Genomic DNA, 21,936 nt, shown 5'->3' with positions numbered 1-21,936 from the left:
TGAAGCCGTAGAACAGCTCCTCCTGCATCACACTTTGCTCGCCCATCATCGACTCAATCTCCTCTTACGACGAAGATTGAATCAGATGGGATATTCGGCTTGAGCCCATCTTCGACGGTGATGGACGGAGGTGCTGCGCTCCGAGCTGATGATAGAACGTGGTCTGCAGCTACAGCCACAAGCATCAGGAAAGGAAACGCAGCATGAAGCATTATGCCGGATTGGATATCTCGGTAAAAGAGACCGCCGTTTGCATTGTCGATGAAACTGGCAAGATCTGCCGCGAGGTCAAGGTGGTCAGCCACCCCGACGACCTCACCGCGGTTCTGAAAGGTCCCGCCTTGCGCATCGAGCGGATCGGGCTCGAGGCCGGACCGTTGTCGCAATGGCTGTTCGAAGGCCTGGCCAAGGCCGGTTTGCCGGCAATCTGCATCGAGACCCGACACACCAAGGCATTCCTCAAGGCGCGGCCGAACAAGACGGATCGCAATGATGCGCGCGGCATCGCACAGATGATGCGCGTCAACCTGTTCCGCCCGGTGCATGTCAAGACGCTGACGAGCCAGAAGCGCCGCGCGCTGCTGACGGCGCGCAAGCTGCTGCAGGAAAAGGCCCTCGCCATCGAGAACGACCTGCGCGGCCTGTTGCGCAATTTTGGGCTCAAGGTTGGCGTCGTCGGGACCGTCAAGTTTGAGGATCGGATTCGCGAGCTCGTCGAAGGACGCTGTGAACTGGCCGAAATTGTCACGCCGCTGCTGGAGGCGCGCTGCAAGCTGCGAGAACAGTTTACAGTTCTACATCGCAGACTTCTGAGAATCGTGCGGGACGATGAGGTCTGTCGGCGCTTGATGACGATCTCCGGCGTTGGTCCTGTGGTGGCGCTGGCTTATACCGCGACGATCGACATTCCACAGCGATTCAGAAACTCCAAAACGGTGGGGTTCATCCTGGGACTGACGCCGGTGCTCAACCAATCAGGTGAAAGTCACCGCGTCGGTCGCGTCTCGCTGTGCGGCGACGGGATGATGCGCACCTTGCTCTACGAAGCCGCCCAAGTGATGCTAACGCGCGTCAAGAAGTGGTCATGGCTGAAGGCGTGGGCGATGAATGTCGCCAAGCGGTGCGGTCTGCGAAAAGCGATCGTGGCACTCGCCCGCCGGCTGGCGGTCATCATGCACCGCATGTGGGTGGACGGCACCGAATTCCGCTGGACGCGGGAGGCCTCGCCAGCCGCTATCTGACCGGGAAGGCCGTAAGGAGAGAGACAAGTTCCGCCACCGGCGGAAGCACGTCCTTCGCGGGACGATGGATGAGGCGAGTTCGTTGAAGCACTCGGACCGGTCGCTCACTACAGCCGATCAGGCCGCGAATCAGATTGTGCCGCTTCATTCTCCTGATCCCATGCTGGGAGGGCTAAAGCCGATCCCGTAGAGAAGCGAGGCCCCGCGAAAGACGTCAAACGCCGGAGAAGCCGCAAGCTCGAAAGCGCTTGACCTCACCGTGCCGAATAGAGAAGTGCTTCAGGACTGCTGCAACCCGGACTTTTTCAACACTATCGGTGGCAAGCCGCCGTTCAACGCCCTATGCGAGCACGAAATTCGGCAGTCGAATTGGTGCGTGGAAACGGTTCGGAAGGCAACTGTACACCGAGAAAGGCACAAAGCGGCTCCCACCCTTCGGAGGCCTGATAAGTAAGAAGGCGTTCAGGTGGCAGCGTTGATTTCACGGAAGCGTTATGTGCTTCATAGACAGCGATTGCGTGATCACGGTTATCAAATCGACCGCCAAAGACAGTGTTTCCAACCACCGCCACACCAAAGGACTGTGGATCATTGGTAGCAGCATCCATCGTGAGCCCTATTGTTTGCGCCATGCTGTCATACCAGGCTTCCGGGTCACGAACTGTCAGGATAACCTTTGCATGAGGGTAGTGGTCACTCACTTCGCGCCAAAAATGCGCCGTTGGCCAATCGACCGCGGAAAGATAGCCGGCATATGCCGCATCCCAGGTCGGGAGTTGTCCCTGGCCGGCGGCGCGCCACAGCGCCTTCTGCTCGGGATTGGCGTGGACATCTGCCATGTGATGACACGGCCCGAACCCAAGATGCTCCAACGCGAGCTTCAGCGAATATGTGCCAGTGCGACCCATGCCTGCGCCAATGACATATAAAGCCATGAGCACCCCCCCGACGAATTTCAATTGGTCAAAATACCGCTGTTTCCTTTACTTCGCTATATGTTTTGAAGGTCAGCTCCCGGTCGAACTCGGTCATTCAGGGTGATTGGGTTTGATCTTATCCTGCCGCGCGGGCCGGCTCTGCCTGCTGGAAGGCGGCGAGCGCGGCCTTCAGCCCGTCGGGCCCGGTCGCGACAATCTGCGGCGACGGCGAAAAGCCGGCGCCGAGCATCTTGCGGCCAAGCATATGGTCGCCCGGCCGGTTGACCGACTCGATGCCGAGCAGCCGGCTTCCGGCATAGTGGTAGATGGAGAATTTGTTCTCGGCCACGTCGCCCAGCACGACATGGCTGTCGCCGCCCGCAATCAGGCCGACCATCTGCAGCTTCATGTCACCGATATCGGACCAGAACCACGGCACTGCCGAGTAATTATCGGTGTGGCCGGCGATGGTGCGTGCGGCGAGCCGCGCCTGGTCAGTGGCGTTCTGCACCGATTCCAGCCGCACGTTGCCGCCGGTGAACCAGTGCCGGTAAGACGCCGCGTCGCCGATGGCGAGGATTTCCGGCACCGACGTACGCATCTGCTGGTCGACGCGGATGCCGTTGGCGATGACAATGCCGGCGGCTTCGGCCAGTTCGACATTCGGCACGACGCCGATACCGATGACGACCATCTGCGCCGGCAATCTTTCGCCGGATGAGGTGATTGCAGCCGAAACACGGCCGTTCTCGTCCTCCAGCCGTTCGATGGTGGTGCCGGTAAGGATGCGCACACCGGTGGCCTCCAGCCGCTGGCGCACATGGCCGGCGATGACCGGTGCCACGGCGCGGCCGAGCAACCGGTCGACCGCCTCGACCACCGTGACCTTGCGGCCTGCCGCGGTGAGCGTCGCGGCAATCTCCAGGCCGATGAAGCCGCCGCCGAGGATGACGACCTCCTCGCTTTGCGCGCTCAATTCGCGGATCAGGCGGGCATCGCCGAGCGAGCGCAGCGACACAACGCCGGAAAGCTCCGAACCCGGCAGCGGCAGCAGGCGCGGCCGCGCGCCGGTGGCGAGGATCAGCCGGTCAAACGGCAACACACCGCCGCCCGATATCTCCAGCCTGCGGCCGCCTACGTCGATCCGCTCGACCCGGATGCCTGGCCGGAAGTCGATGGCGCTGCCGGTATAAAAAGCCTCGCCGCGCAACGGCTGCGGCTTTGCTTGCTGATCCTTGATGAAGGTCTTCGACAGCGGCGGCTTGTGGTAGGGCAATTCGTTTTCGTCGCCGACCAGGATCACCGGGCCGTCATAGCCTTCTTCGCGCAGGCTGGCGGCCGCTTGCACGCCCGCATGACCCGCACCGACAATGACGACCCCGTTCTTCATAACAGCCCGATTCCTCATCCAAATCTAGGACGTCTCGCCAGGTGGCGATTGTCCGGCGCCGCCGCAAGAGCGCCGATCCGGGTCGCACCCGGAACGGCCGCCTGTCAACTGCGTCATGCGCCGGCATTCCTCATACGTCGGTGTTAAAGTTGACAGTTCTAGTTTAGAATAATTCTAAACTATTGTTTCAATTGAATTTTTTCTACGCCACCAGTTGACATCCGGCGTCTTCGCCGTTTTATGGAAGCTCGCGCGTCAGCGCATCCCTTTGATGTCTGGGCCTTGAACCCTTTCGATTGGAGGCATTTCGGTGTCTTTCTTCCGCGAACCGCGCGATGGCGCGACCCTTCTTTGCCCGCTGGCAGCTGCCCGCCGAGGCGCCGGCATTTCATTGATTCCCGAGGAGAGACAATCATGAGAACGATGATCACGGCACGGTATGGCGGCAGGCTTGCGGCGATCGGCGCCACCGCAATGCTGACGGCGGCCGTGTTCGTGCTGCCGGCCAAGGCGCAAACCGATGCCAAGGCGGTCATCAAGACCTATTCCGACATTGCGCTCGCCAAATACGAGGATTCGCTGATCGCGGCCGAGGCGCTCGACAAGGCTGTCGATGCGCTGCTCGCCAAGCCATCTGCCGAAACGCTGAACGCCGCCCGCGAGGCCTGGAAGGCATCGCGCGTTCCCTATCAGCAGACCGAGGTCTATCGCTTCGGCAATGCCATCGTCGACGACTGGGAAGGCAAGGTGAACTCCTGGCCGCTCGACGAAGGCTTGATCGACTATGTCGCCAAGAGCTACGGCACTGAGTCGGACGCCAACGCGCTCTACACCGCCAATGTGATCGCCAACAAGTCGATCGAGATCAACGGCAAGAAGGTCGACGCCACCGACCTGACGCCGGAGTTCCTCTCCGGCACCCTGCAGGAGGCCGGCGGTATCGAGGCCAATGTGGCGACCGGCTATCACGCGATCGAATTCCTGCTTTGGGGTCAGGACTTACACGGCACCGGTCCGGGCGCCGGCGAACGGCCCTACACCGATTACGACCTCGCCAATTGCACCGGCGGCAATTGCGACCGTCGCGGACAGTATCTGAAATCGGCGAGCGACCTTCTGGTTTCCGATCTAAAGGATATGGTCGACGACTGGAAGGAAGGCGGCGGCGCCCGCAAGACCCTTGTCGATGGCGAGCCGAACGCCGCCATTTCGACCATCTTCACCGGCATGGGCTCGCTGTCCTATGGCGAGCTCGCCGGAGAGCGGATGAAGCTCGGCCTCTTGTTGCACGACCCGGAAGAGGAGCACGATTGCTTCTCCGACAATACCTACAACTCCCATCTTTACGATGCGATCGGCATCCGTGCCGCCTATCACGGCAGCTACAAGCGGCTCGACGGCACTGTCGTCGAGGGGCCGTCGGTGGCCGACATGGTCAAGGCGGCCGACCCGGCGGTTGCCAAGGAATTGTCGGACAAACTGGACGTCACCGTCGCCAAGATGGAGGCCGTCAAGGCGCGGGCGCTTGCCGGCGAGGCCTATGACCAGCAGATCGGAGAAGGCAACACGGAAGGCAATGCCACTGTGCAGGCGGCGATCGACGCGCTGGTCGATCAGACCAAGTCGATCGAACGCGCCGTCGGTACCCTGAAGCTCAATGCGATAGCCTTCGAGGGCTCGGACAGCCTCGATTCACCGGACAAGGTGTTCCAATAGACTATCGAAACCACCAGCCACGCGACGCAGCGAAGCGCCGTTAGCCAGAGCGAAAAATGCTGATCTGCCATTGCAATATCATCACCGAAAAGGAGATAGAGCAGACGATCGTCGGACTGCTGGATGAGGACCCCTGGCAGCTGATCGTGCCGGCGAAGGTCTATCACGCCATGCACAAGCGCGGTCGCTGTTGCGGCTGCTTCCCAAATGTGGTCGAAACGATCATTCGGGTCACCGAAAATTACCATGCCCGCTCGGCGGCGAGTGGCGTGGACATCGTTTCACACCTGGATCGCGTCAGAGGCCTGCGCGTCCAATACGGGAGCAGAACCCATGAAAGGCGAACAGCAGATCATAGAGCGGCTTAACGAGGCTCTGTTTCTGGAACTTGGGGCGGTCAATCAATACTGGGTGCATTTCCGGCTGCTGGAAGACTGGGGATACGCCAAGCTAGCGAAGAAGGAACGCGCTGAATCGATCGAGGAAATGCACCATGCCGACCGGCTCGTGGCGCGCATCATCTTCCTCGAGGGCCATCCGAACCTGCAGTCCGTGGCGCCGCTGCGCATCGGGCAGAATGTCAAGGAAGTGCTCGAATCCGATCTTGCCGGCGAATATGACGCGCGCACCGCCTACAAGCGTTCGCGCGAGGTTTGTAACGAAGCAGGCGACTACGTGACGATGAAGCTGTTCGAGGAATTGCTGGCTGACGAGGAAGGTCACATCGACTTTCTCGAGACGCAACTCGACCTGCTCGCCTCGATCGGCGAAGAAAAGTACGGTCAACTCAACGCAGCGTCGGCCGACGAGGCGGAATAAGGACATGCCGGAATGCGGCGCCCCCTAGATTTCATGCGCCGCTTGCGGCCGGCCGAGCATTGTGGCCTGCCGTCTCAGAAGAAGCCGCGATACGGTATCCTTCGCGGCGCCTTTCTTGCCGTGGTGGCGACGCTCACAGCCTCGGCGCTGGCCGGGGCGCCGCAACCGGCGGGGCTTGCCACCAGCCGCACGGATCTGACGCCGAAGGATCTGGCGCGCGTCATCGCCATCACCAGGCCGACCAGCGATTTCTCCAAGCCCGAGCAATTCGAGCTGATGCAGGGCGGCGCCGGCACCTCGAAGAAGGACGTCAACAAGGACGCCTTCTCGCAATCCTCCGCCAACATCAGCTTCGAGGAAGAGGGCACCTTCAAGCTCGGCAACGCCATTTTCCGCAAGAACTGGGTGTCCTCGCCATCCTCGACACAAGCCTCGGATGGGCTCGGTCCGTTGTTCAACGAGCGCGCCTGCCAGAACTGTCATCTGAAGGACGGTCGCGGCCATCCGCCCCAAGGCGACAGCGGCACCACCTCGATGTTCCTGCGCCTGGCAAGGGAAGCCAGTACCGAGGAGGAGAAAGCCGCGCTCGCCGATCACAAGGTGCTCAACTTTCCCGACCCGGTCTATGGCACACAACTTCAGGAGCTAGCCGTTCCCGGCCTGCAGGGCGAAGGCAGGATGCATGTCGATTATCAGGAGCAAAAAGTAAAACTGGCGGACGGCAGCGTCGTGTCGCTGCGTAAGCCGAGCTATTCGGTCGAGGGTCTCGCCTACGGGCCGCTCGATCCGCACACCACGCTGTCGCCGCGCATGACACCGCCGATGATCGGCCTTGGCCTGGTCGAGCAGATCGCTCCCGCCGACATCCTTACGCGTGCCGATGCGGCCGACCGCGATGGTGACGGGATTTCCGGCAGGCCAAACATAATACGCGACGCCAGCAGCGGTGAACTGACGCTCGGCCGTTTCGGCTGGAAGGCGCAGGCGGCATCGATCCGCCAGCAATCGGCGGACGCTTTTGCCGGCGATATTGGCATTTCGACGCCCGAAGTGCCGAAGCACTGGGGCGATTGCAGCGCCGCGGAAAAGACCTGCCTTGGCCTACCTAACGGTGTACAGGAGCGCCTCGGTCCGGTCGAAGCGCCGCCGCCGGTCATGGACCTCGTGACCTTCTATTCGCAAAACCTTGCCGTGCCGGCCCGGCGCGATCTCGACAGACCGGACGTGCTCGCCGGCAAAAAACTATTCTACGATATGGGCTGCATCTCCTGCCATACGCCGAAATTCGTCACCCGTCGCGACACCCCGAACAAGGCGCAGGCCTTCCAGCTGATCTGGCCCTATTCCGATTTCCTGCTGCATGAAATGGGACCCGGTCTTGCCGACGGACAGGCGGTGGGCGAGGCCACGGGAAGCGAATGGCGCACGCCGCCACTGTGGGGCATCGGGCTCACCCAGACCGTCAGCGGCAACACCTTCTTCCTGCATGACGGGCGCGCACGAAGCCTGGCCGAGGCGATTCTGTGGCATGGCGGCGAGGGTCAGAAGGCGCGTGACCGCTTTGCCGCTGCCGATGCGGCCGACCGCGCCGCGCTGATCAAGTTTCTGGAGTCGCTCTGATGCGGAAGCGTCTTGCATTCGCTCTGATGCTGGTCCTCGCCGGTGCGCTGCCGGCATCCGCGACGGTGAAGGCTTCGGATGTGATCCAGCGGGCGATCGACGGCTTCGTCCGCCCGGCCTATGCCAGATTGCATGACCATGCGGACAGCTTGGCCAAGACCATGCACGCGCTTTGCCAAGCGCCCTCGCGAGACACTCTCGATGCGGCACGCGCCGAATTCTCAGGCGTCGTGGATGCCTGGTCGGTGGTGGAAATCATCCGTTTCGGGCCGATCGCGGAAAACAACCGGCTTGAGCGCATGCTGTTTTGGCCGGATCGCAAGAGCATCGGCCTGAAGCAGGTGCAGGCAGCACTTGCCGGCAAGGATCCGACAGCCGCCGATCCGGCCCAGCTGGCTACAAAGAGCGTCGCCATGCAAGGGCTCGGCGCACTGGAATTCGTCCTCTACGGCGACGGAGCCGGTCAATTGGTCGGCAGGGACGACGCCTATCGCTGCGCCTACGGTGCGGCCATTGCCGGCAATGTCGAGACGATTGCCGGCGAGGTTGGCGATGCCTGGAACGAGCCCAACGGCTTTGCCGCGCTCTGGGCCAATCCGGGTCCGCAGAACGCGCTCTACCACGACGGCACCGAAGCGGTGACCGAACTGGTCGGCGTCTTCATCAACGAGCTGGAAATGGTCCGCGACGTACGCCTGAAAGGCTTCCTGGGCGCCAAGCCGGAGGCCGACAAACCGAAACAGGCGATCTATTGGCGCTCGCAAAACACCGCCCGCTCGCTGACCGGGAATCTGGCGGGCATGGACACGCTGTTCCAGGCCTCGCAGCTTGGCGACGCGCTGCCGCCCGATGCGCGCTGGATGGCAGAATCGGTCCACATCCAGCTCACCAACGGGATCGAGGCGGCCAAGGCGATCAGGGGACCGATCGACAAGGCACTTGCCGATCCGGCGCTGCGCCAGAAGCTCGACTATTTCTCGCTGGTGACATCCAGCCTGACGACCCTGATCGGCACCAGGCTGACCGCCGAATTCGGCCTGACCGCCGGGTTCTCGTCATTGGATGGTGACTGATCATGAGGACGCCGCTGATCGATCGGCGCGATTTCCTGAGGGCCGCAGGCGCTGGTTTCGTAGCGGCGATGGCGCCGTCGGCCTGGGCAAAGACAATCGACGCCGACGCGGTCTTCGCCACCGCTTTCGTCAAGCGCGACGGCAGCTATGGCGCGGCCGTCCTGTCCGAGGCCGGCAAGTTGTTGCACACGATCGATCTGCCCGATCGGGGCCACGACGTTACCTTCGACCCGGTGTCCAATCGTTCGGTGGTGTTTGCCAGGCAGCCGGGCACCTTTGCTGTCGTCTTCGACCATACCGGCCGCTATAAACCGCACACCATTGCCAGCGTTGCCGGCCGGCATTTCTTCGGCCATGGTGTGTTCTCGGCCGATGGCACGCTGCTCTACGCAACCGAGAACGATTTCGACAATGCCGCCGGCGTCGTCGGCGTCTATGACGCGCATGCGAAATTCAAGCGCATCGGCGAGTTCCCGACCTACGGCGTGGGCCCGCACGAACTTCTGCTTCTCTCCGACGGCAGGACAATCGCTGTCGCCAATGGCGGCATCGAAACGCATCCGGATTATGGCCGCGCCGAGCTCAATATCGCAACGATGAAGCCTTCCTATGTTCTGGTCGACCGCCTTACCGGCGATCTCACCGAAAAGCACGAATTACCGCCGGCGCTACACCAACTGTCGATCCGCCATATGGATGCCGACCGCTCCGGCACCGTCTGGTTCGGCTGTCAATACAGGGGGCCCGGTACCGATCGTCCCCCACTGCTCGGCCGCGCGGCGCGCGGCATGGACCTGAAATTACTCGACATGTCGCAGGACGTGCTCTCGGCTTTCAGGAACTATATCGGCTCGGTCGCCGCCAACCCTGCCGCCGGCACCATCGCGGTGTCTTCGCCTGAGGGCAATTCGCTTGCCGTGATCGACGCGGCCAGCGGCCGCATCGTCGCCACCAAGGCGCTGGTCGAGGTTTGCGGCGTTGCAGCCGATGGGGAAAGCTTCATGGCGACGACCGGCGCCGGCGATATCGTCGAGTCCGGTGGCTCGATACATTCCGAGCCGGACTATGTCTGGGACAATCACGTGCTGCGTATCGAGCAGGTCGGCTAGTCCCGATACCTATTGTGGCGATTGCGTGCGTTGGAACTTACATTCTTGGACCCGCGCCGAAGCCAAGTCGCCTGACGATTTATCCATTATTGCCTTGCGGGGATCAGCCCTGGCGGGCAGAGGGAAGCTGTTTTCGAAACTGTCTCAACCGGCCGCTTCATGAAATTGCTTGCCATCGACTGTGCCACCAATCTCTGCGCCGCCTGCGTCTACGACGCGGCGGCCGGGAAAGAACTCGGCCGTTCGGTGCTCGATCTCGGTAAGGGTCATGCCGAGCATCTGATGGGTGTCATCGAAAAGGCGTTGGGGACCAGCAGAACCGACTATTCCGGCCTCGGCGCCATTGCCGTTTCGACGGGTCCAGGCTCCTTCACCGGTCTGCGCGTCGGCGTCTCGGCGGCGCGCGGCCTTGCGCTGGCGCTGAAAATCCCGGCGATCGGCGTGACGACTCTGGAGGCCCTGGCGGCGCAAGCGAGAGCGGCATTTCCCGGTCGCGCCGTGCTCGCCGCGCTCGATGCAGGTCGCGAGGAGATCCATGCGGCACTTTACGATGAGAGGTCGGTTCTGATCTTTGGTCCGGCCGTGACCACGCTCTCGCAAGCAGCCGCCATCGCGGTCGACAGATCTGCGGTTCTCGCCGGCACGGCGGCAACCCAAATTGCCGCGGCGGCCGGGCGCAGCTTCGATCTCGGCGGGACGGCGGCCACCGCCGACATCGCCGTCTATGCCCGGCTGGCCGCCGCCCAACGTGCCGGTAAAAAGGGCGAGGGCGAAAAGCCGAAACCGCTCTATCTGCGCGGCGCCGACGCCAAGCCGCAGGCCGGCTTTATTCTATCTAGGCAAAAAAACTGATGCGCATTCCATTCCTCCAGCCGCGTCGCAGGGACTATGCGATCGAGCCGCTGACGGTTGCTGACAGCGCGGCCATGTCGGTACTGCATCGCGAGGATTTCGCGCGGCCGTGGACCGACGACGAATTCGCCGCGCTGCTCGAGCAGGACACGGTGTTCGGCTATGCCGCGCGCGAGACCGGACAGGGTGCCAAGCCGCCGGTCGGCTTCGTGCTGGCGCGGCTGGCGGCCGGCGAGGGGGAGATCCTGACGGTCGCGGTGGCACGCTCGCATCGGCGCCGGGGGCTCGGCTGGCAATTGATGGATGCGGTGCTGCGTGAACTGCACGCACAGCGCGCCGAGGCACTTTTCCTCGAGGTCGACGAGACCAATGTCGCCGCGATCGCGCTCTACCGGCGGTTCGGCTTCCGCGAGGTCGGCAAGCGCGCCAACTATTACAAGTCGCCGGAGCACGGCCCGACCGGCGCGCTTGTCATGCGCCGCGATCTTCGCTAGCCAAACGCCGGGGTGGTGCGGATGATAGGAAAAATCAGGATTTTCCTGGCCCTGGGGCTGGTTGTCGTCGGCTCATTGGTGCTTGTGCCTTTGCAGATACTGTCGATGAGGACCGGACTCTGGCGCGAGACCTTCATCCTGAAGATCTGGCACAGAATGATCGTCAGGGCGCTGGGGCTGCGCATCCATGTCAAGGGAGCGCTGTCCGGCCAGCGCCCATTGCTGATTGCTGCCAACCACATCTCCTGGACCGACATCATGGTGCTGGGGTCGATGGTCGACGTGACGTTCATCGCCAGGGCCGATATGGCAGGCTGGCCGCTGATCGGCATGCTGTCGAAGCTGCAACGCACCGTCTTCATTGAACGTGAGCGCAAACGCTCGTCGGGCGACCAGGCGAGCGAGATCGCCCGCCGGATGGCCAAGGGCGACGCCATGGTGCTGTTCGCCGAAGGCTCGACCGGCGACGGCAACATGATCCTGCCGTTCAAGAGCACGCTGTTCGGCGCCGCTACGATGGCGATTGCGGAAGGGGCGGCCGAACAGGTCTTCATCCAACCGGTGGCGATCGTCTATACGCGCCTGCATGGCGTGCCGCTCGGCCGTCGGCATCGGCCGGTTGCCGCCTGGATCGGCGATGAGGAGCTGATGCCGCACCTCAAGGTGCTGATGGCCGAGGGCGCCCTCGACGTCGAGGTGCATTTTGGCGAGGCGATTGCTTTCTCCAGGGGCTCGAGCCGCAAGGAGACGGCAAAGCAGATGGAACGCCAGGTTCGCGAGATGGTACAAGCGGCGCTCGCCGAACCGCGTCCGAGCCGGTAGGCTGAGCAGGTTCCGGCCAGATTCGTCTGTTTTTTGTCGGGGAAAGGCGCTAGAAGCCGCGAAATGGAATTGAACACGATAGAACGTGACGACATCGGCGCTGCCGCCGAAAACCTGGTCGTTCCGCCTGCCGCGACCAGAAAGGTCTTCGTCAAGACCTATGGCTGCCAGATGAACGTCTACGATTCGCAGCGCATGACCGATGCTCTGGCGGCCGACGGCTATGCCGCGACAGACGCCATCGGCGAGGCCGATCTGGTGCTGCTCAACACCTGTCACATCCGCGAGAAAGCGGCGGAAAAGGTCTATTCCGAACTTGGGCGCATCCGTGAGCTGAAGGCGGAGCGTGCCAAGGCCGGGCGCGAAATGCTGGTCGGCGTCGCCGGCTGCGTGGCGCAGGCCGAGGGTGCCGAGATCATCCGCCGCTCGCCGGCTGTCGATCTGGTCATCGGTCCGCAGACCTACCACCGGCTGCCCGGGGTGCTGGCGAGGGCGCGGAGCGGCGAAAAGATCGTCGAGACCGATTATGCCGTCGAAGACAAGTTCGAGCATCTGCCGCAGCCGAAGCGCGCCGAACTGATCAGGCGCGGCGTGACGGCGTTCTTGACCGTTCAGGAAGGCTGCGACAAGTTCTGCACCTTCTGTGTCGTGCCCTATACGCGCGGCTCGGAAGTCTCGCGGCCGGTGGCACAGATCGTCGCCGAAGCCGAGCGCCTGGCGGATGCCGGCGTGCGCGAGGTGACGCTGCTCGGCCAGAATGTCAACGCCTGGCACGGAAGAGGTGAAGACGGCGAGGAATGGGGCCTTGGCCGGCTGCTGTTCAGGCTGGCAGAGATTCCAGGTCTGGCGCGGCTGCGCTACACGACCAGCCATCCGCGCGACATGGACGATGAATTGATCGCCGCCCATCGTGATTTGCCGACGCTGATGCCCTATCTACATTTACCGGTGCAATCCGGCTCCGACCGCATACTCAAGGCGATGAACCGCAGGCATATGGCCAAGGACTATCTGACGTTGATCGACCGCATCCGTGCCGCACGGAACGACATCGCACTGTCCGGCGATTTTATTGTCGGCTTTCCCGGTGAGACGGAAGCGGATTTCGAGGCGACGATGCAGTTGGTCGAAGACGTCAACTATGCCTCGGCCTTCTCGTTCAAATATTCTCCGCGCCCCGGCACGCCGGGCGCGGAGATGGGCGATCACGTGCCGGAGGCCGTCAAGGACGAGCGCCTGCAGCGGCTGCAGGCGCTGCTTCTGAAACAGCAGCAGCATTTCGGCGCAAGCCTGGTCGGCAGGACTATCGACACGCTGATCGAAAAGCCGGGCCGCCAGGCCGGCCAGAAGGTTGGCCGCTCGCCGTGGCTGCAGCCGGTTATTGTTGATGAAAAGGCCGGCGAAATCGGTGACATTATCCAGGTACGAATCACGAAGACGGGCTACAACAGCCTGTTCGCCGAATTGGCCTGAAGGCCTCGGCAGATGAGGAGAGACGGTTGAGCGCTGCTGAAGTTAAGAACCTGCCCCAGAACCTACCCTCCGGGGCCTCGGATATCGCGCACATCGTACTGACTTTCGACAATAACAAGCTTGCCAGCGCCCTTTACGGCCAGTTCGACGAGAATCTGGCCAGGCTCGAGCAGAAGCTCGGCGTCGATATCCGCTCGCGTGGCAACCAATTGACCATCAAGGGCTCTTCCTCGGCCGCCGAGCAGGCGCGCCGCGCCTTGGACAATCTTTACGGCATTCTGCAGAAAGGCACCGATATCGGCCAGTCCGATGTCGACGGCGCCGTGCGCATGGCGATCGCCACCGACGACCAGCTGACGCTGCCGACGCTGGAGCGCAAGGGCAAGGTGTCCGCCGCCCAGATATCGACGCGCAAGAAGACCATCTATGCCCGCTCGCTCAACCAGGACGCCTATATGCGCGCGCTGGAGCGGTCGGAACTCGTCTTCGGCATCGGCCCGGCCGGCACCGGAAAGACCTATCTGGCGGTGGCGCATGCGGCAATGCTGCTCGAACGTGGCATGGTCGAACGGATCGTGCTGTCGCGCCCCGCGGTCGAGGCCGGTGAACGGCTTGGCTTTCTGCCGGGTGACATGAAGGAGAAGGTCGATCCCTATCTGCGGCCGCTCTATGACGCGCTCTACGACATGATGCCGGCCGACAAGGTCGAGCGGGCGATTGCTGCTGAGGTCATCGAGATCGCGCCGCTGGCATTCATGCGCGGCCGTACGCTGGCGCACGCTGCCGTCATCCTCGACGAGGCGCAGAACACCACGCCGATGCAGATGAAGATGTTCCTGACCCGGCTCGGCGAGAACTCGCGCATGATCGTCACCGGCGATCCGACCCAGATCGATCTGCCGCCAAACACCAAATCCGGCCTGGTCGAGGCGCTGAGAATCCTCGACGGCGTCACCGGCATGGTGACCGTACGCTTCAATGAAGGCGACGTCGTCAGGCATCCGCTGGTCGCCGAGATCGTCAAGGCCTACGACCGTGACGGCAAGCTGGCCAGGGGTTTGGGTGTCGAAAGCTGATACAATTATGCGGCCGCATGGCTGAGGAGCAAAAGGCGGGGGGACCGCTTCCCGTCGAAATCGATATCGCGATCGAGGCGGGCGACTGGCCCGACGAGGCGGTGCTGATGCGGCTGGTCGACCACGCCGTCTCGGCCGCCTTTGCCGAAACCGGTGCCGACGGCCGTTCCGAGCTCAGCATCGTCTTTTCCGACGATGCCCGTATCCGCACGCTCAATGCCGGCTGGCGCGGCAAGGACAAGCCGACCAACGTCCTGTCTTTTCCAGCTTTTCCGTTTGCCAGGGGAGGGCCTCTGGCGCCGATGCTCGGCGACATCGTGCTGGCCGCCGAGACTGTCGCGCGCGAGGCGGCACTGGAAGACAAGCCCATCGAGGACCATATCTCCCATCTCGTCATCCATGGCCTGCTGCATTTGCTGGGCTATGATCACGAAACGGATGCCGAAGCGGAACTGATGGAAGCGACAGAGCGCGCAGCACTTGCGAGGCTTGCCATTCCCGATCCCTACACGTAATTACAAAAGACCAATTGACCGGACGATGATGAACGACAAACCAGAGACTGCCGCCCGCTCCGACGCCGGCAGTGTGATCAAGCCTTCCGAAACGACGGAAGAGGGCTCGAGTCCGAGTACCACGACCGGCAGCTTCGCCAGCGAGGCATCGCCTGCCGGTCCTTCCCTGTTCGATCGCGTGCTCGGGCTTTTCAGGCACCGCAACGGCACCAGCCTGCGCGAGGAGATTGCCGGTGCGCTTGCCGAAACGGCGAGCGATGCAGAATCCTTCTCGCCCGGCGAACGCGCCATGCTCAACAACATCCTGCGCCTGCGCGAAGTGCGGGTCGAGGACGTCATGGTGCCGCGCGCCGACATCGAGGCGGTCGAGATCACCACGAAGCTCGGCGACCTTCTGGGGTTGTTCGAGCAGTCCGGCCATTCCCGCATGCCGGTCTATTCGGAGACGCTCGACGATCCGCGCGGCATGGTCCATATCCGCGACGTGCTGGCGCATATCACCAAGGTCGCCCGCGTCAGAAAGGGCAGGACGACCAGGAAAACTCCGGTCGCGACGGTTCTCGATCTCGCCCAGGTCGATCTGGCGCGCACCATCGGCGATCTCAGCCTGATCCGACCGGTGCTGTTCGTGCCGCCGTCGATGCTCGCCTCCGACCTGATGGGGCGAATGCAGACGACGCGCACCCAGATGGCGCTGGTCATCGACGAATATGGCGGCACTGACGGTCTCGTCTCGCTCGAGGATATCGTCGAGATGGTGGTCGGCGACATCGAGGACGAGCATGACGAGGACGAGCCGATGATTACCCAGGCCGGCGAAGGCGTCTTCATCGTCGACGGCAAGGCCGAGATCGACGACGTCGCCAAGATGATCGGCGAGGATTTCGCCGCCGGCGAGCACGGCGAATATGTCGACACGATCGGCGGCATGATCTTCAACACGCTTGGCCGGGTGCCGGCGCGCGGCGAAGTGGTGCAGGCCATACCCGGCTTCGAGTTCCATGTGCTCGACGCCGATCCGCGCCGCGTCAAGCGCGTGCGCATCGTCGAGACCCTGAAGGGCGAGCGCCGCCGCCGCGCCGTCCGCACCGAGCAGGCTTAGACGCTGCGTTTCGGCAAGCGGTGGAAACCGTTTAGCGTCTTAGCTGGCCGTTAGAGCCAACCCTGGACCATGGCTTGCAGCGAATGCGGTCCAAAGATCCGACACCGAAAGGGTTCCTTTCCAAGGCCGAGCCAGCGCGAACAGCAGGACTGCACTTGGGACGGAAACCATGAGCATGGCCAGAACGCTATTGAGCAGCGAATGTCGCTTCAAGTGAATTGTGCTCCCGTGACGACCAGCATCATCGCATCGCTGGGCAAGGTCTGCCAAGGTCGAGGCCGAAGTTAATGCTCGGCAGCCCCAGCTGGGCGCCATTTGGAGCCAAGGCCGCGGCCTGATAAATCTTGCTTCCTGATTCGCACGACTCGGAAGCATAGATGGAGCGCCAGGCCGGCCGGATAATTCTGCTTTGGGGCTGGCGGCGCGCGTTGGTGGCGTTTCTTGCCGGCGCGCTGGCGGTTCTTGCCCAGGCGCCTTACGATTTCTTCGCCGTCTGTTTCGTTTCGTTTCCCCTGCTGGTGTGGCTCCTCGACGGCGCGACCGGCGAAGCCTCGGACGGTTTTCTGCGGCGCTTGCGTCCGGCTTTCGCCATCGGCTGGTGGTTCGGTTTCGGCTACTTTCTTGCCGGTCTCTGGTGGGTCGGCTCGGCGCTTCTGGTCGAGGCCGACAGCTTTGCCTGGGCCTTGCCGTTCGCGGTGGTCGGCATCCCCCTCGCGCTCGCCTTCTTCTATGGTTTCGCCGCCGTGGTCGCCCGGCTGTTGTGGAGCAACGACATCGGACGCATCGCCGCGCTCGCCTTCGGCTTTGCGCTGGCGGAATGGCTGCGCGGCTTCCTGTTCACCGGCTTTCCGTGGAATGCCGTCGGCTATGCGGCGATGCCGGTACCTTTGCTGATGCAGAGCGTCTCGGTGACCGGCATGGTCGGCATGGACGCGCTTGCGGTCTTCGTCTTTGCGCTGCCGGCGCTGCTTGCGGCGCGCCGGCATCTCCGCCTCGGCGCGGCATTGCTTGTCGTGCTCGTCGCCGCCCATGCCGGCTTCGGCTATATCCGGCTCGCCGCCCCCGAAAAGCCGGCCGCCCGCAGCCTTGACGTCCGTATCGTGCAGCCTGCCGTCGACCTTACGGAAAAATGGGATACCTCGGTGCGTGACCGCATCTTCGCCACCATGATGGGGCTTTCGGCCAAGGCGCCGGAACCCGGCCATGACAGGCCGCAATTGATCCTGTGGCCGGAGACCTCCGTGCCGTTTCTGTTCACCGAACGTCCGGATGCCCTGCCTGCGATCGGAGAGATGCTCGGCGATGGCCAGATGCTGGTCGCCGGCGTCGTTCGCGAAGAAGGCGGCTCGGCGGCCGGCAGCCGTTACTACAACTCTGTGGTGGCGATCGACGAAAAAGGCGAAATCGTCGATGCCGTCGACAAGGTCCACCTGGTACCCTTCGGCGAATACCTGCCTTTTGCCGATCTGCTCGGCCGCTTCGGGCTTGAGCAGCTTGTTGCCGGTCCAATGACCTTCGCGGCGGGCAATGAGCGGCATCCGATCGCGCTGCCCGGCGGTATCCGGGCGCTGCCGTTTATTTGCTATGAGGTCATCTTTCCCGATCTGGTCGCAGTTGACGCAACGTCAGCCGAGCTTATTGTGAACGTCACCAATGACGCCTGGTTCGGCGACACGCCGGGGCCGTACCAGCACTTCAGGCAGGCGCAGATCCGGGCGGTGGAGAATGGGGTGCCCCTGTTGCGCGCGGCTAATAACGGCATTTCGGCCGTTGTCGACCCGCGCGGTCGCATCGTCGACGCGCTGGCAATCGATGCACGCGGCGCGATCGATGTGCGTGTGCCGATCTCCGACCAAGCCATCGTTTCATCCGGCCAACGACGCATTAACGGAATGCTGATCATGTTTTTGCTTGCCGTTGCGGCATGCATTTTGAACGTAAGGCAAAGGCTACGGGCGAATTGACAGCCGACACATTAGAAACTCATACTGTAAGCGCCTGAAAATTTTCGAAGTCGATAAGGTCGTTCTGTTGGGGCACGGGCCGCGGCGTCGTTTGGGCAGCAAAATAGAAAAAGCCGGAAAAATTCGGCGAGGAAAAAATGACAGAAGAAAACAAGAAAAAGCCGAATCCGATCGACATCCACGTCGGAAGCCGCATCCGGCTTCGCCGCAATATGCTGGGAATGAGCCAGGAAAAACTGGGTGAAAACCTCGGCATAACGTTCCAGCAGATCCAAAAGTACGAAAAGGGCACCAATCGCGTCGGCGCCAGCCGTTTGCAGGCAATCGCCTCCATACTCGGCGTCCCCGTCGCCTTCTTTTTCGAGGATGCGCCCGGTCAGGAGCCCGTGGGCAACCGTGGATTTGCCGAGGATGCTTCGATGACCTCCGCCGTCGAATTCTGCGGCAGCCCGGAAGGCCTCCAGCTGAATCGCGCCTTCGTCAAGATCGCCGATGTGAAAGTGCGCCGCAAGATCATCGAGCTGGTGAAGTCGCTTTCCACCGACGAAGTCGATTGACTGGCCCGTGAAGAGTTCAACAAGGAAGGGCTCGTCGTAGCTGGGCATGCAATTTCTCGCGGCTGCGCGCATTGAGGGATGTTCATTCCGCAGATGCGCTAAAGCGCAGATCGATTTCGCTCGACTCGCTTCCTGGAAGCCGTTTTCCTCAGTCTGTTGCGCAAGGGCTGATCGCAGTGCGCCCTGCCGCCGTCTCGGGATGCAAGGATAATAACGTCAAAATTCATGCCAGAACGGCTGCATGGCTTGACTAGCGACGCCCGGCACCGTTAACAACTGGCGCGCCAAAATCGGCGGCCTGCCGATATTTTTTTCAAGAGGGGACACCCGTGACGCGGCACAATTACTTCTTCACCTCGGAATCCGTTGCCGAGGGCCATCCCGACAAGGTCTGCGACCGCATCTCCGACGAGATTGTCGATCTCGTCTATCGCGAAGCCAGAAAGACCGGCATGGACCCGTGGAAGGTCCGCGTTGCCTGCGAGACGCTTGCGACGACCAATCGCGTTGTCATCGCCGGCGAGGTGCGCGTCCCCGAGACGCTGCTCAAGAAGGACAAGGAGGGCAACGTCCTGAAGGATGCGGCCGGCCATCCGATTGTCAACCCGGCGAAGTTCAAGTCGGTCGCTCGCAAGGCGATCCGCGAAATCGGCTACGAGCAGGCCGGCTTCCACTGGAAGACAGCCAAGATCGAGGTCCTGCTGCACGGCCAGTCGCCGGATATCGGCCAAGGCGTCGACAACGCCTCCGACCGGCAAGGCGAGGAGGGAGCCGGCGACCAGGGCATCATGTTTGGCTATGCCTGCCGCGAAACCCCGGACCTGATGCCGGCGCCGATCTATTACAGCCACAAGATCCTCGAATTGCTGGCGGCTGCGCGCCATGAAGGCAGCGGTGATGCAGGCAGGCTCGGGCCGGATGCCAAGAGCCAGGTCACCGTCCGCTATGTCGACGGCAAAGCGGCGGAAGTGACGCAGATCGTGCTGTCGACCCAGCATCTCGATGAGACGTGGGATTCGAAGAAGGTGCGCAACGTCGTCGAGCCCTATATTCGCGAAGCACTGGGCGACCTGAAGATTGCCGACAATTGCAACTGGTACATCAATCCGACCGGCAAGTTCGTCATCGGCGGGCCTGATGGCGACGCCGGCCTGACCGGCCGCAAGATCATCGTCGACACTTATGGTGGGGCTGCGCCTCATGGCGGCGGCGCTTTTTCTGGCAAGGACACCACCAAGGTCGACCGCTCGGCGGCCTATGCGGCGCGTTATCTCGCCAAGAACGTGGTTGCCGCAAAGCTCGCCGATCGCTGCACCATCCAGCTTTCCTATGCGATCGGTGTCGCCCAGCCGCTGTCGATCTACGTCGACCTGCACGGCACCGGCAAGGTCGACGAGGCAAAACTCGAGCGTGCACTGCGCGCCGTGATGGATCTGTCGCCGTCCGGCATCCGCCGCCACCTCGATCTCAACAAGCCGATCTATGCCAAGACGTCGTCCTACGGCCATTTTGGCCGCAAGGCCGGCCGCGACGGATCCTTCTCCTGGGAGAAGACCGATCTCGCCAAGGCGCTCAAGGATGCTCTCGCCGAACCGGTCGCCGAAGCGGTCGCCGCCTAACCGCGGCGCCTATGGATCCGAAGGACCGGCCAAGCCGTGCGACCGAGGCCTTTTTCGGTCGCCGGCGCGGCAAGACCATTCGACCACAACAGGCAGCGGCGCTGGAGAGCGGCTTCGCCGCCTACAGGCTCGATTTGACGGTTGAACCGCCGGCCGACCTGCACAGCCTTTTCGAAGCCGAAGTTTCGGCTGTCCAGCTCGAAATCGGTTTTGGCGGCGGCGAACATCTTCTGCACCGTGCTACGGCCAGCCAGGCGACCGGCTTTATCGGCGTTGAGCCTTTCGTCAACGGCATGGCCAAGATGATGATGGCGGTCCGGGAGCGGCCGCTTGCCAATATGCGCGTCTATGACGACGACGCCACACGTCTGCTAGACTGGCTGCCACAGGCTTCGCTTGACGGCATTGACCTTCTCTATCCGGATCCGTGGCCGAAGAAGAAGCACTGGAAGCGGCGCTTCGTCAGCCCGGTCAATCTCGACCGCTTCGCGCGCGTCCTGAAGCACGGCGGAAAGTTCCACTTTGCGTCCGATATCGACAGCTATGTGAACTGGACGCTCCTGCATTGCCGGGCGCACGACGCCTTCACGTGGCAGGCAAGCGAAGCAGCCGACTGGCACCGGCCCTATGATGGCTGGCCGGGGACGCGCTATGAGGCCAAGGCCATTCGCGAAGGCCGACGGCCCGCCTATCTCACCTTCGTGCGGAAATAAGCGGGAAATTAGAGCTGAGCACAAGGCGAGCCGGCCGAAGGCTCTCGGCGGCCACCTGGCTCAGAAGCGACGGATCTTGTTGAAGGCTGCCGGCTCCATGCCGAGATTGCGCAGATCATGCGCACGCGGCTTGCGACCGCGTTCCACAGCCCGCGACGCGGCTACGGCGCTGCCGAACACGCTAAAGACATCGCCTATGGCTGAAAAAAATCCACGATTGTTCATGATGGGACCCTTTCGAGCGCAGTGAGCGCTCCAATTGTGCAATGCAACGTAGATAGTCGTGCGTGGCCGGTGCTCAAACGGTGATCACTGCATGGGCGCCTGCGCGGCCTGAGACATAGGTGACGTTTTGTACCGGACACATGGGTAACACTTTTGGCTTTTGGCCGGAGGTGTTGATGCCGTGGAGAGAGTGTTCGGTGATGGAGGAACGTCTACGTTTCGTTGCCCGCCTCTCGCGGGAGAAGGCATGAGCGATGTGTGCCGGGATTTCGGGATTTCGCGCAAGACTGGCTACAAGATCTTCAACCGCTATAGGGAGGAAGGGCGCGCTTTGCGACCGCTCGCGGCGGCCGGTGAGGTACGCCAACCAGTTGCCCGAGCAGATCGAGCGGCTGATCGTCGAGACCAAGCGCGAGAAGCCGCATTGGGGCGCTCGCAAGATCAGGGAGTTGCTGGTCAGGAAGCTCGCCGGTGATGTGCGTATCCCGGCCAAAAGCACCGTGCATGCCGTGCTCGACCGTCACGGCCTTGTGAGCCAGGCCCGCAAGAGGCAACGAGCAAGGCCGTGGGCACGCCATTGTCGCAAGCCGCCGCCCCTAACGATCTGTGGTGCACCGACTTCAAGGGGGAGTTCAGGCT

General features: G+C 62.5%; 21 protein-coding genes and 1 pseudogene. 19 read left to right on the top strand and 3 right to left on the bottom strand.

The window, feature by feature from the left end; genetic code table 11:
- Positions 1-203 precede the first annotated feature (203 nt).
- A complete protein-coding gene (locus tag NKH59_RS31475) occupies positions 204-1,241 on the top strand; it encodes an IS110 family RNA-guided transposase (RefSeq protein ID WP_352502670.1) in 1,038 nt (345 codons plus the stop codon).
- A 332-nt stretch (positions 1,242-1,573) separates the two neighbouring features.
- Here NKH59_RS31475 and NKH59_RS31470 read toward each other — a convergent pair whose 3' ends face one another.
- Complete coding sequence (locus NKH59_RS31470) at positions 1,574-2,176, bottom strand: sulfotransferase family protein (protein ID WP_084643033.1); 603 nt, start codon at positions 2,174-2,176, stop codon at positions 1,574-1,576.
- A gap of 118 nt (positions 2,177-2,294) precedes the next feature.
- Complete coding sequence (locus NKH59_RS31465; protein ID WP_353024148.1) at positions 2,295-3,548, bottom strand: NAD(P)/FAD-dependent oxidoreductase; 1,254 nt, start codon at positions 3,546-3,548, stop codon at positions 2,295-2,297.
- Positions 3,549-3,971: 423 nt separating this feature from the next.
- Between NKH59_RS31465 and NKH59_RS31460 the strand changes: the two genes are divergently transcribed.
- The 17 genes from NKH59_RS31460 to trmB all read left to right on the top strand — a co-directional run bounded on the left by NKH59_RS31460 (position 3,972) and on the right by trmB (position 21,072).
- Positions 3,972-5,264: an imelysin family protein gene (locus NKH59_RS31460; protein WP_502893747.1), complete on the top strand. Its 1,293-nt coding sequence runs from the start codon at positions 3,972-3,974 to the stop codon at positions 5,262-5,264.
- Between the two features lie 56 nt (positions 5,265-5,320).
- Positions 5,321-5,632: a (2Fe-2S)-binding protein gene (locus tag NKH59_RS31455; RefSeq protein ID WP_023676882.1), complete on the top strand. Its 312-nt coding sequence runs from the start codon at positions 5,321-5,323 to the stop codon at positions 5,630-5,632.
- On the top strand, positions 5,598-6,083 hold the full coding sequence (bfr, locus tag NKH59_RS31450) for a bacterioferritin (RefSeq protein WP_023676883.1): 486 nt from the start codon (positions 5,598-5,600) through the stop codon (positions 6,081-6,083). The genes NKH59_RS31455 and bfr overlap by 35 nt, the downstream gene beginning before the upstream one ends.
- A gap of 12 nt (positions 6,084-6,095) precedes the next feature.
- Positions 6,096-7,703 carry a di-heme oxidoreductase family protein gene (locus NKH59_RS31445; RefSeq protein ID WP_353024145.1) on the top strand — a complete coding sequence of 536 codons (1,608 nt, stop codon included), beginning with the start codon at positions 6,096-6,098 and terminating at the stop codon, positions 7,701-7,703.
- The gene (locus tag NKH59_RS31440; RefSeq protein WP_353024143.1) at positions 7,703-8,776 is read left to right on the top strand and encodes an imelysin family protein; all 1,074 of its coding nucleotides are present in this window, start codon (positions 7,703-7,705) and stop codon (positions 8,774-8,776) included. The genes NKH59_RS31445 and NKH59_RS31440 overlap by 1 nt, the downstream gene beginning before the upstream one ends.
- Positions 8,777-8,778: 2 nt before the next feature.
- Entirely contained in the window at positions 8,779-9,885 is a 1,107-nt protein-coding gene (locus tag NKH59_RS31435) for a DUF1513 domain-containing protein (protein WP_352470055.1), read from the top strand.
- A gap of 159 nt (positions 9,886-10,044) precedes the next feature.
- Complete coding sequence (gene tsaB / locus NKH59_RS31430; RefSeq protein ID WP_353024140.1) at positions 10,045-10,737, top strand: tRNA (adenosine(37)-N6)-threonylcarbamoyltransferase complex dimerization subunit type 1 TsaB; 693 nt, start codon at positions 10,045-10,047, stop codon at positions 10,735-10,737.
- Entirely contained in the window at positions 10,737-11,231 is a 495-nt protein-coding gene (gene rimI, locus NKH59_RS31425; RefSeq protein WP_352470057.1) for a ribosomal protein S18-alanine N-acetyltransferase, read from the top strand. The genes tsaB and rimI overlap by 1 nt, the downstream gene beginning before the upstream one ends.
- Positions 11,232-11,252: 21 nt before the next feature.
- The gene (gene olsA / locus NKH59_RS31420; protein WP_352470058.1) at positions 11,253-12,053 is read left to right on the top strand and encodes a lyso-ornithine lipid O-acyltransferase; all 801 of its coding nucleotides are present in this window, start codon (positions 11,253-11,255) and stop codon (positions 12,051-12,053) included.
- 63 nt (positions 12,054-12,116) lie between these two features.
- Positions 12,117-13,526 (top strand): tRNA (N6-isopentenyl adenosine(37)-C2)-methylthiotransferase MiaB, encoded by a 1,410-nt coding sequence (miaB, locus tag NKH59_RS31415; RefSeq protein ID WP_352541252.1) that lies wholly within the window; start codon positions 12,117-12,119, stop codon positions 13,524-13,526.
- 26 nt (positions 13,527-13,552) lie between these two features.
- Positions 13,553-14,602, top strand: coding sequence for a PhoH family protein (locus tag NKH59_RS31410; RefSeq protein WP_352541253.1), 1,050 nt, complete (start codon positions 13,553-13,555; stop codon positions 14,600-14,602).
- Positions 14,603-14,619: 17 nt separating this feature from the next.
- Positions 14,620-15,117 (top strand): rRNA maturation RNase YbeY, encoded by a 498-nt coding sequence (gene ybeY, locus NKH59_RS31405; RefSeq protein ID WP_353024138.1) that lies wholly within the window; start codon positions 14,620-14,622, stop codon positions 15,115-15,117.
- A gap of 28 nt (positions 15,118-15,145) precedes the next feature.
- Positions 15,146-16,219: a hemolysin family protein gene (locus tag NKH59_RS31400; protein ID WP_352613880.1), complete on the top strand. Its 1,074-nt coding sequence runs from the start codon at positions 15,146-15,148 to the stop codon at positions 16,217-16,219.
- 377 nt (positions 16,220-16,596) lie between these two features.
- The gene (gene lnt, locus NKH59_RS31395; RefSeq protein WP_352470063.1) at positions 16,597-18,183 is read left to right on the top strand and encodes an apolipoprotein N-acyltransferase; all 1,587 of its coding nucleotides are present in this window, start codon (positions 16,597-16,599) and stop codon (positions 18,181-18,183) included.
- A 137-nt stretch (positions 18,184-18,320) separates the two neighbouring features.
- On the top strand, positions 18,321-18,740 hold the full coding sequence (locus tag NKH59_RS31390; RefSeq protein ID WP_023676895.1) for a helix-turn-helix domain-containing protein: 420 nt from the start codon (positions 18,321-18,323) through the stop codon (positions 18,738-18,740).
- A gap of 329 nt (positions 18,741-19,069) precedes the next feature.
- Complete coding sequence (gene metK / locus NKH59_RS31385; protein WP_023676896.1) at positions 19,070-20,359, top strand: methionine adenosyltransferase; 1,290 nt, start codon at positions 19,070-19,072, stop codon at positions 20,357-20,359.
- Between the two features lie 11 nt (positions 20,360-20,370).
- Entirely contained in the window at positions 20,371-21,072 is a 702-nt protein-coding gene (gene trmB / locus NKH59_RS31380) for a tRNA (guanine(46)-N(7))-methyltransferase TrmB (RefSeq protein WP_352470064.1), read from the top strand.
- 60 nt (positions 21,073-21,132) lie between these two features.
- Here trmB and NKH59_RS31375 read toward each other — a convergent pair whose 3' ends face one another.
- Positions 21,133-21,297 (bottom strand): hypothetical protein, encoded by a 165-nt coding sequence (locus tag NKH59_RS31375; RefSeq protein ID WP_352470065.1) that lies wholly within the window; start codon positions 21,295-21,297, stop codon positions 21,133-21,135.
- Positions 21,298-21,473: 176 nt separating this feature from the next.
- On the opposite strand from NKH59_RS31375, the pseudogene NKH59_RS31370 reads away from it, so the two are divergent.
- Positions 21,474-21,936, top strand: a pseudogene (locus NKH59_RS31370) (helix-turn-helix domain-containing protein); the annotation flags it as partial.

It is taken from the genome of Mesorhizobium sp. M0998 (assembly GCF_040318885.1).
Taxonomy (GTDB): Bacteria; Pseudomonadota; Alphaproteobacteria; order Rhizobiales; family Rhizobiaceae; genus Mesorhizobium.
The sequence above is the reverse complement of the archived record's forward strand: the minus strand, read 5'-3'. Positions and strand labels throughout refer to the sequence as shown.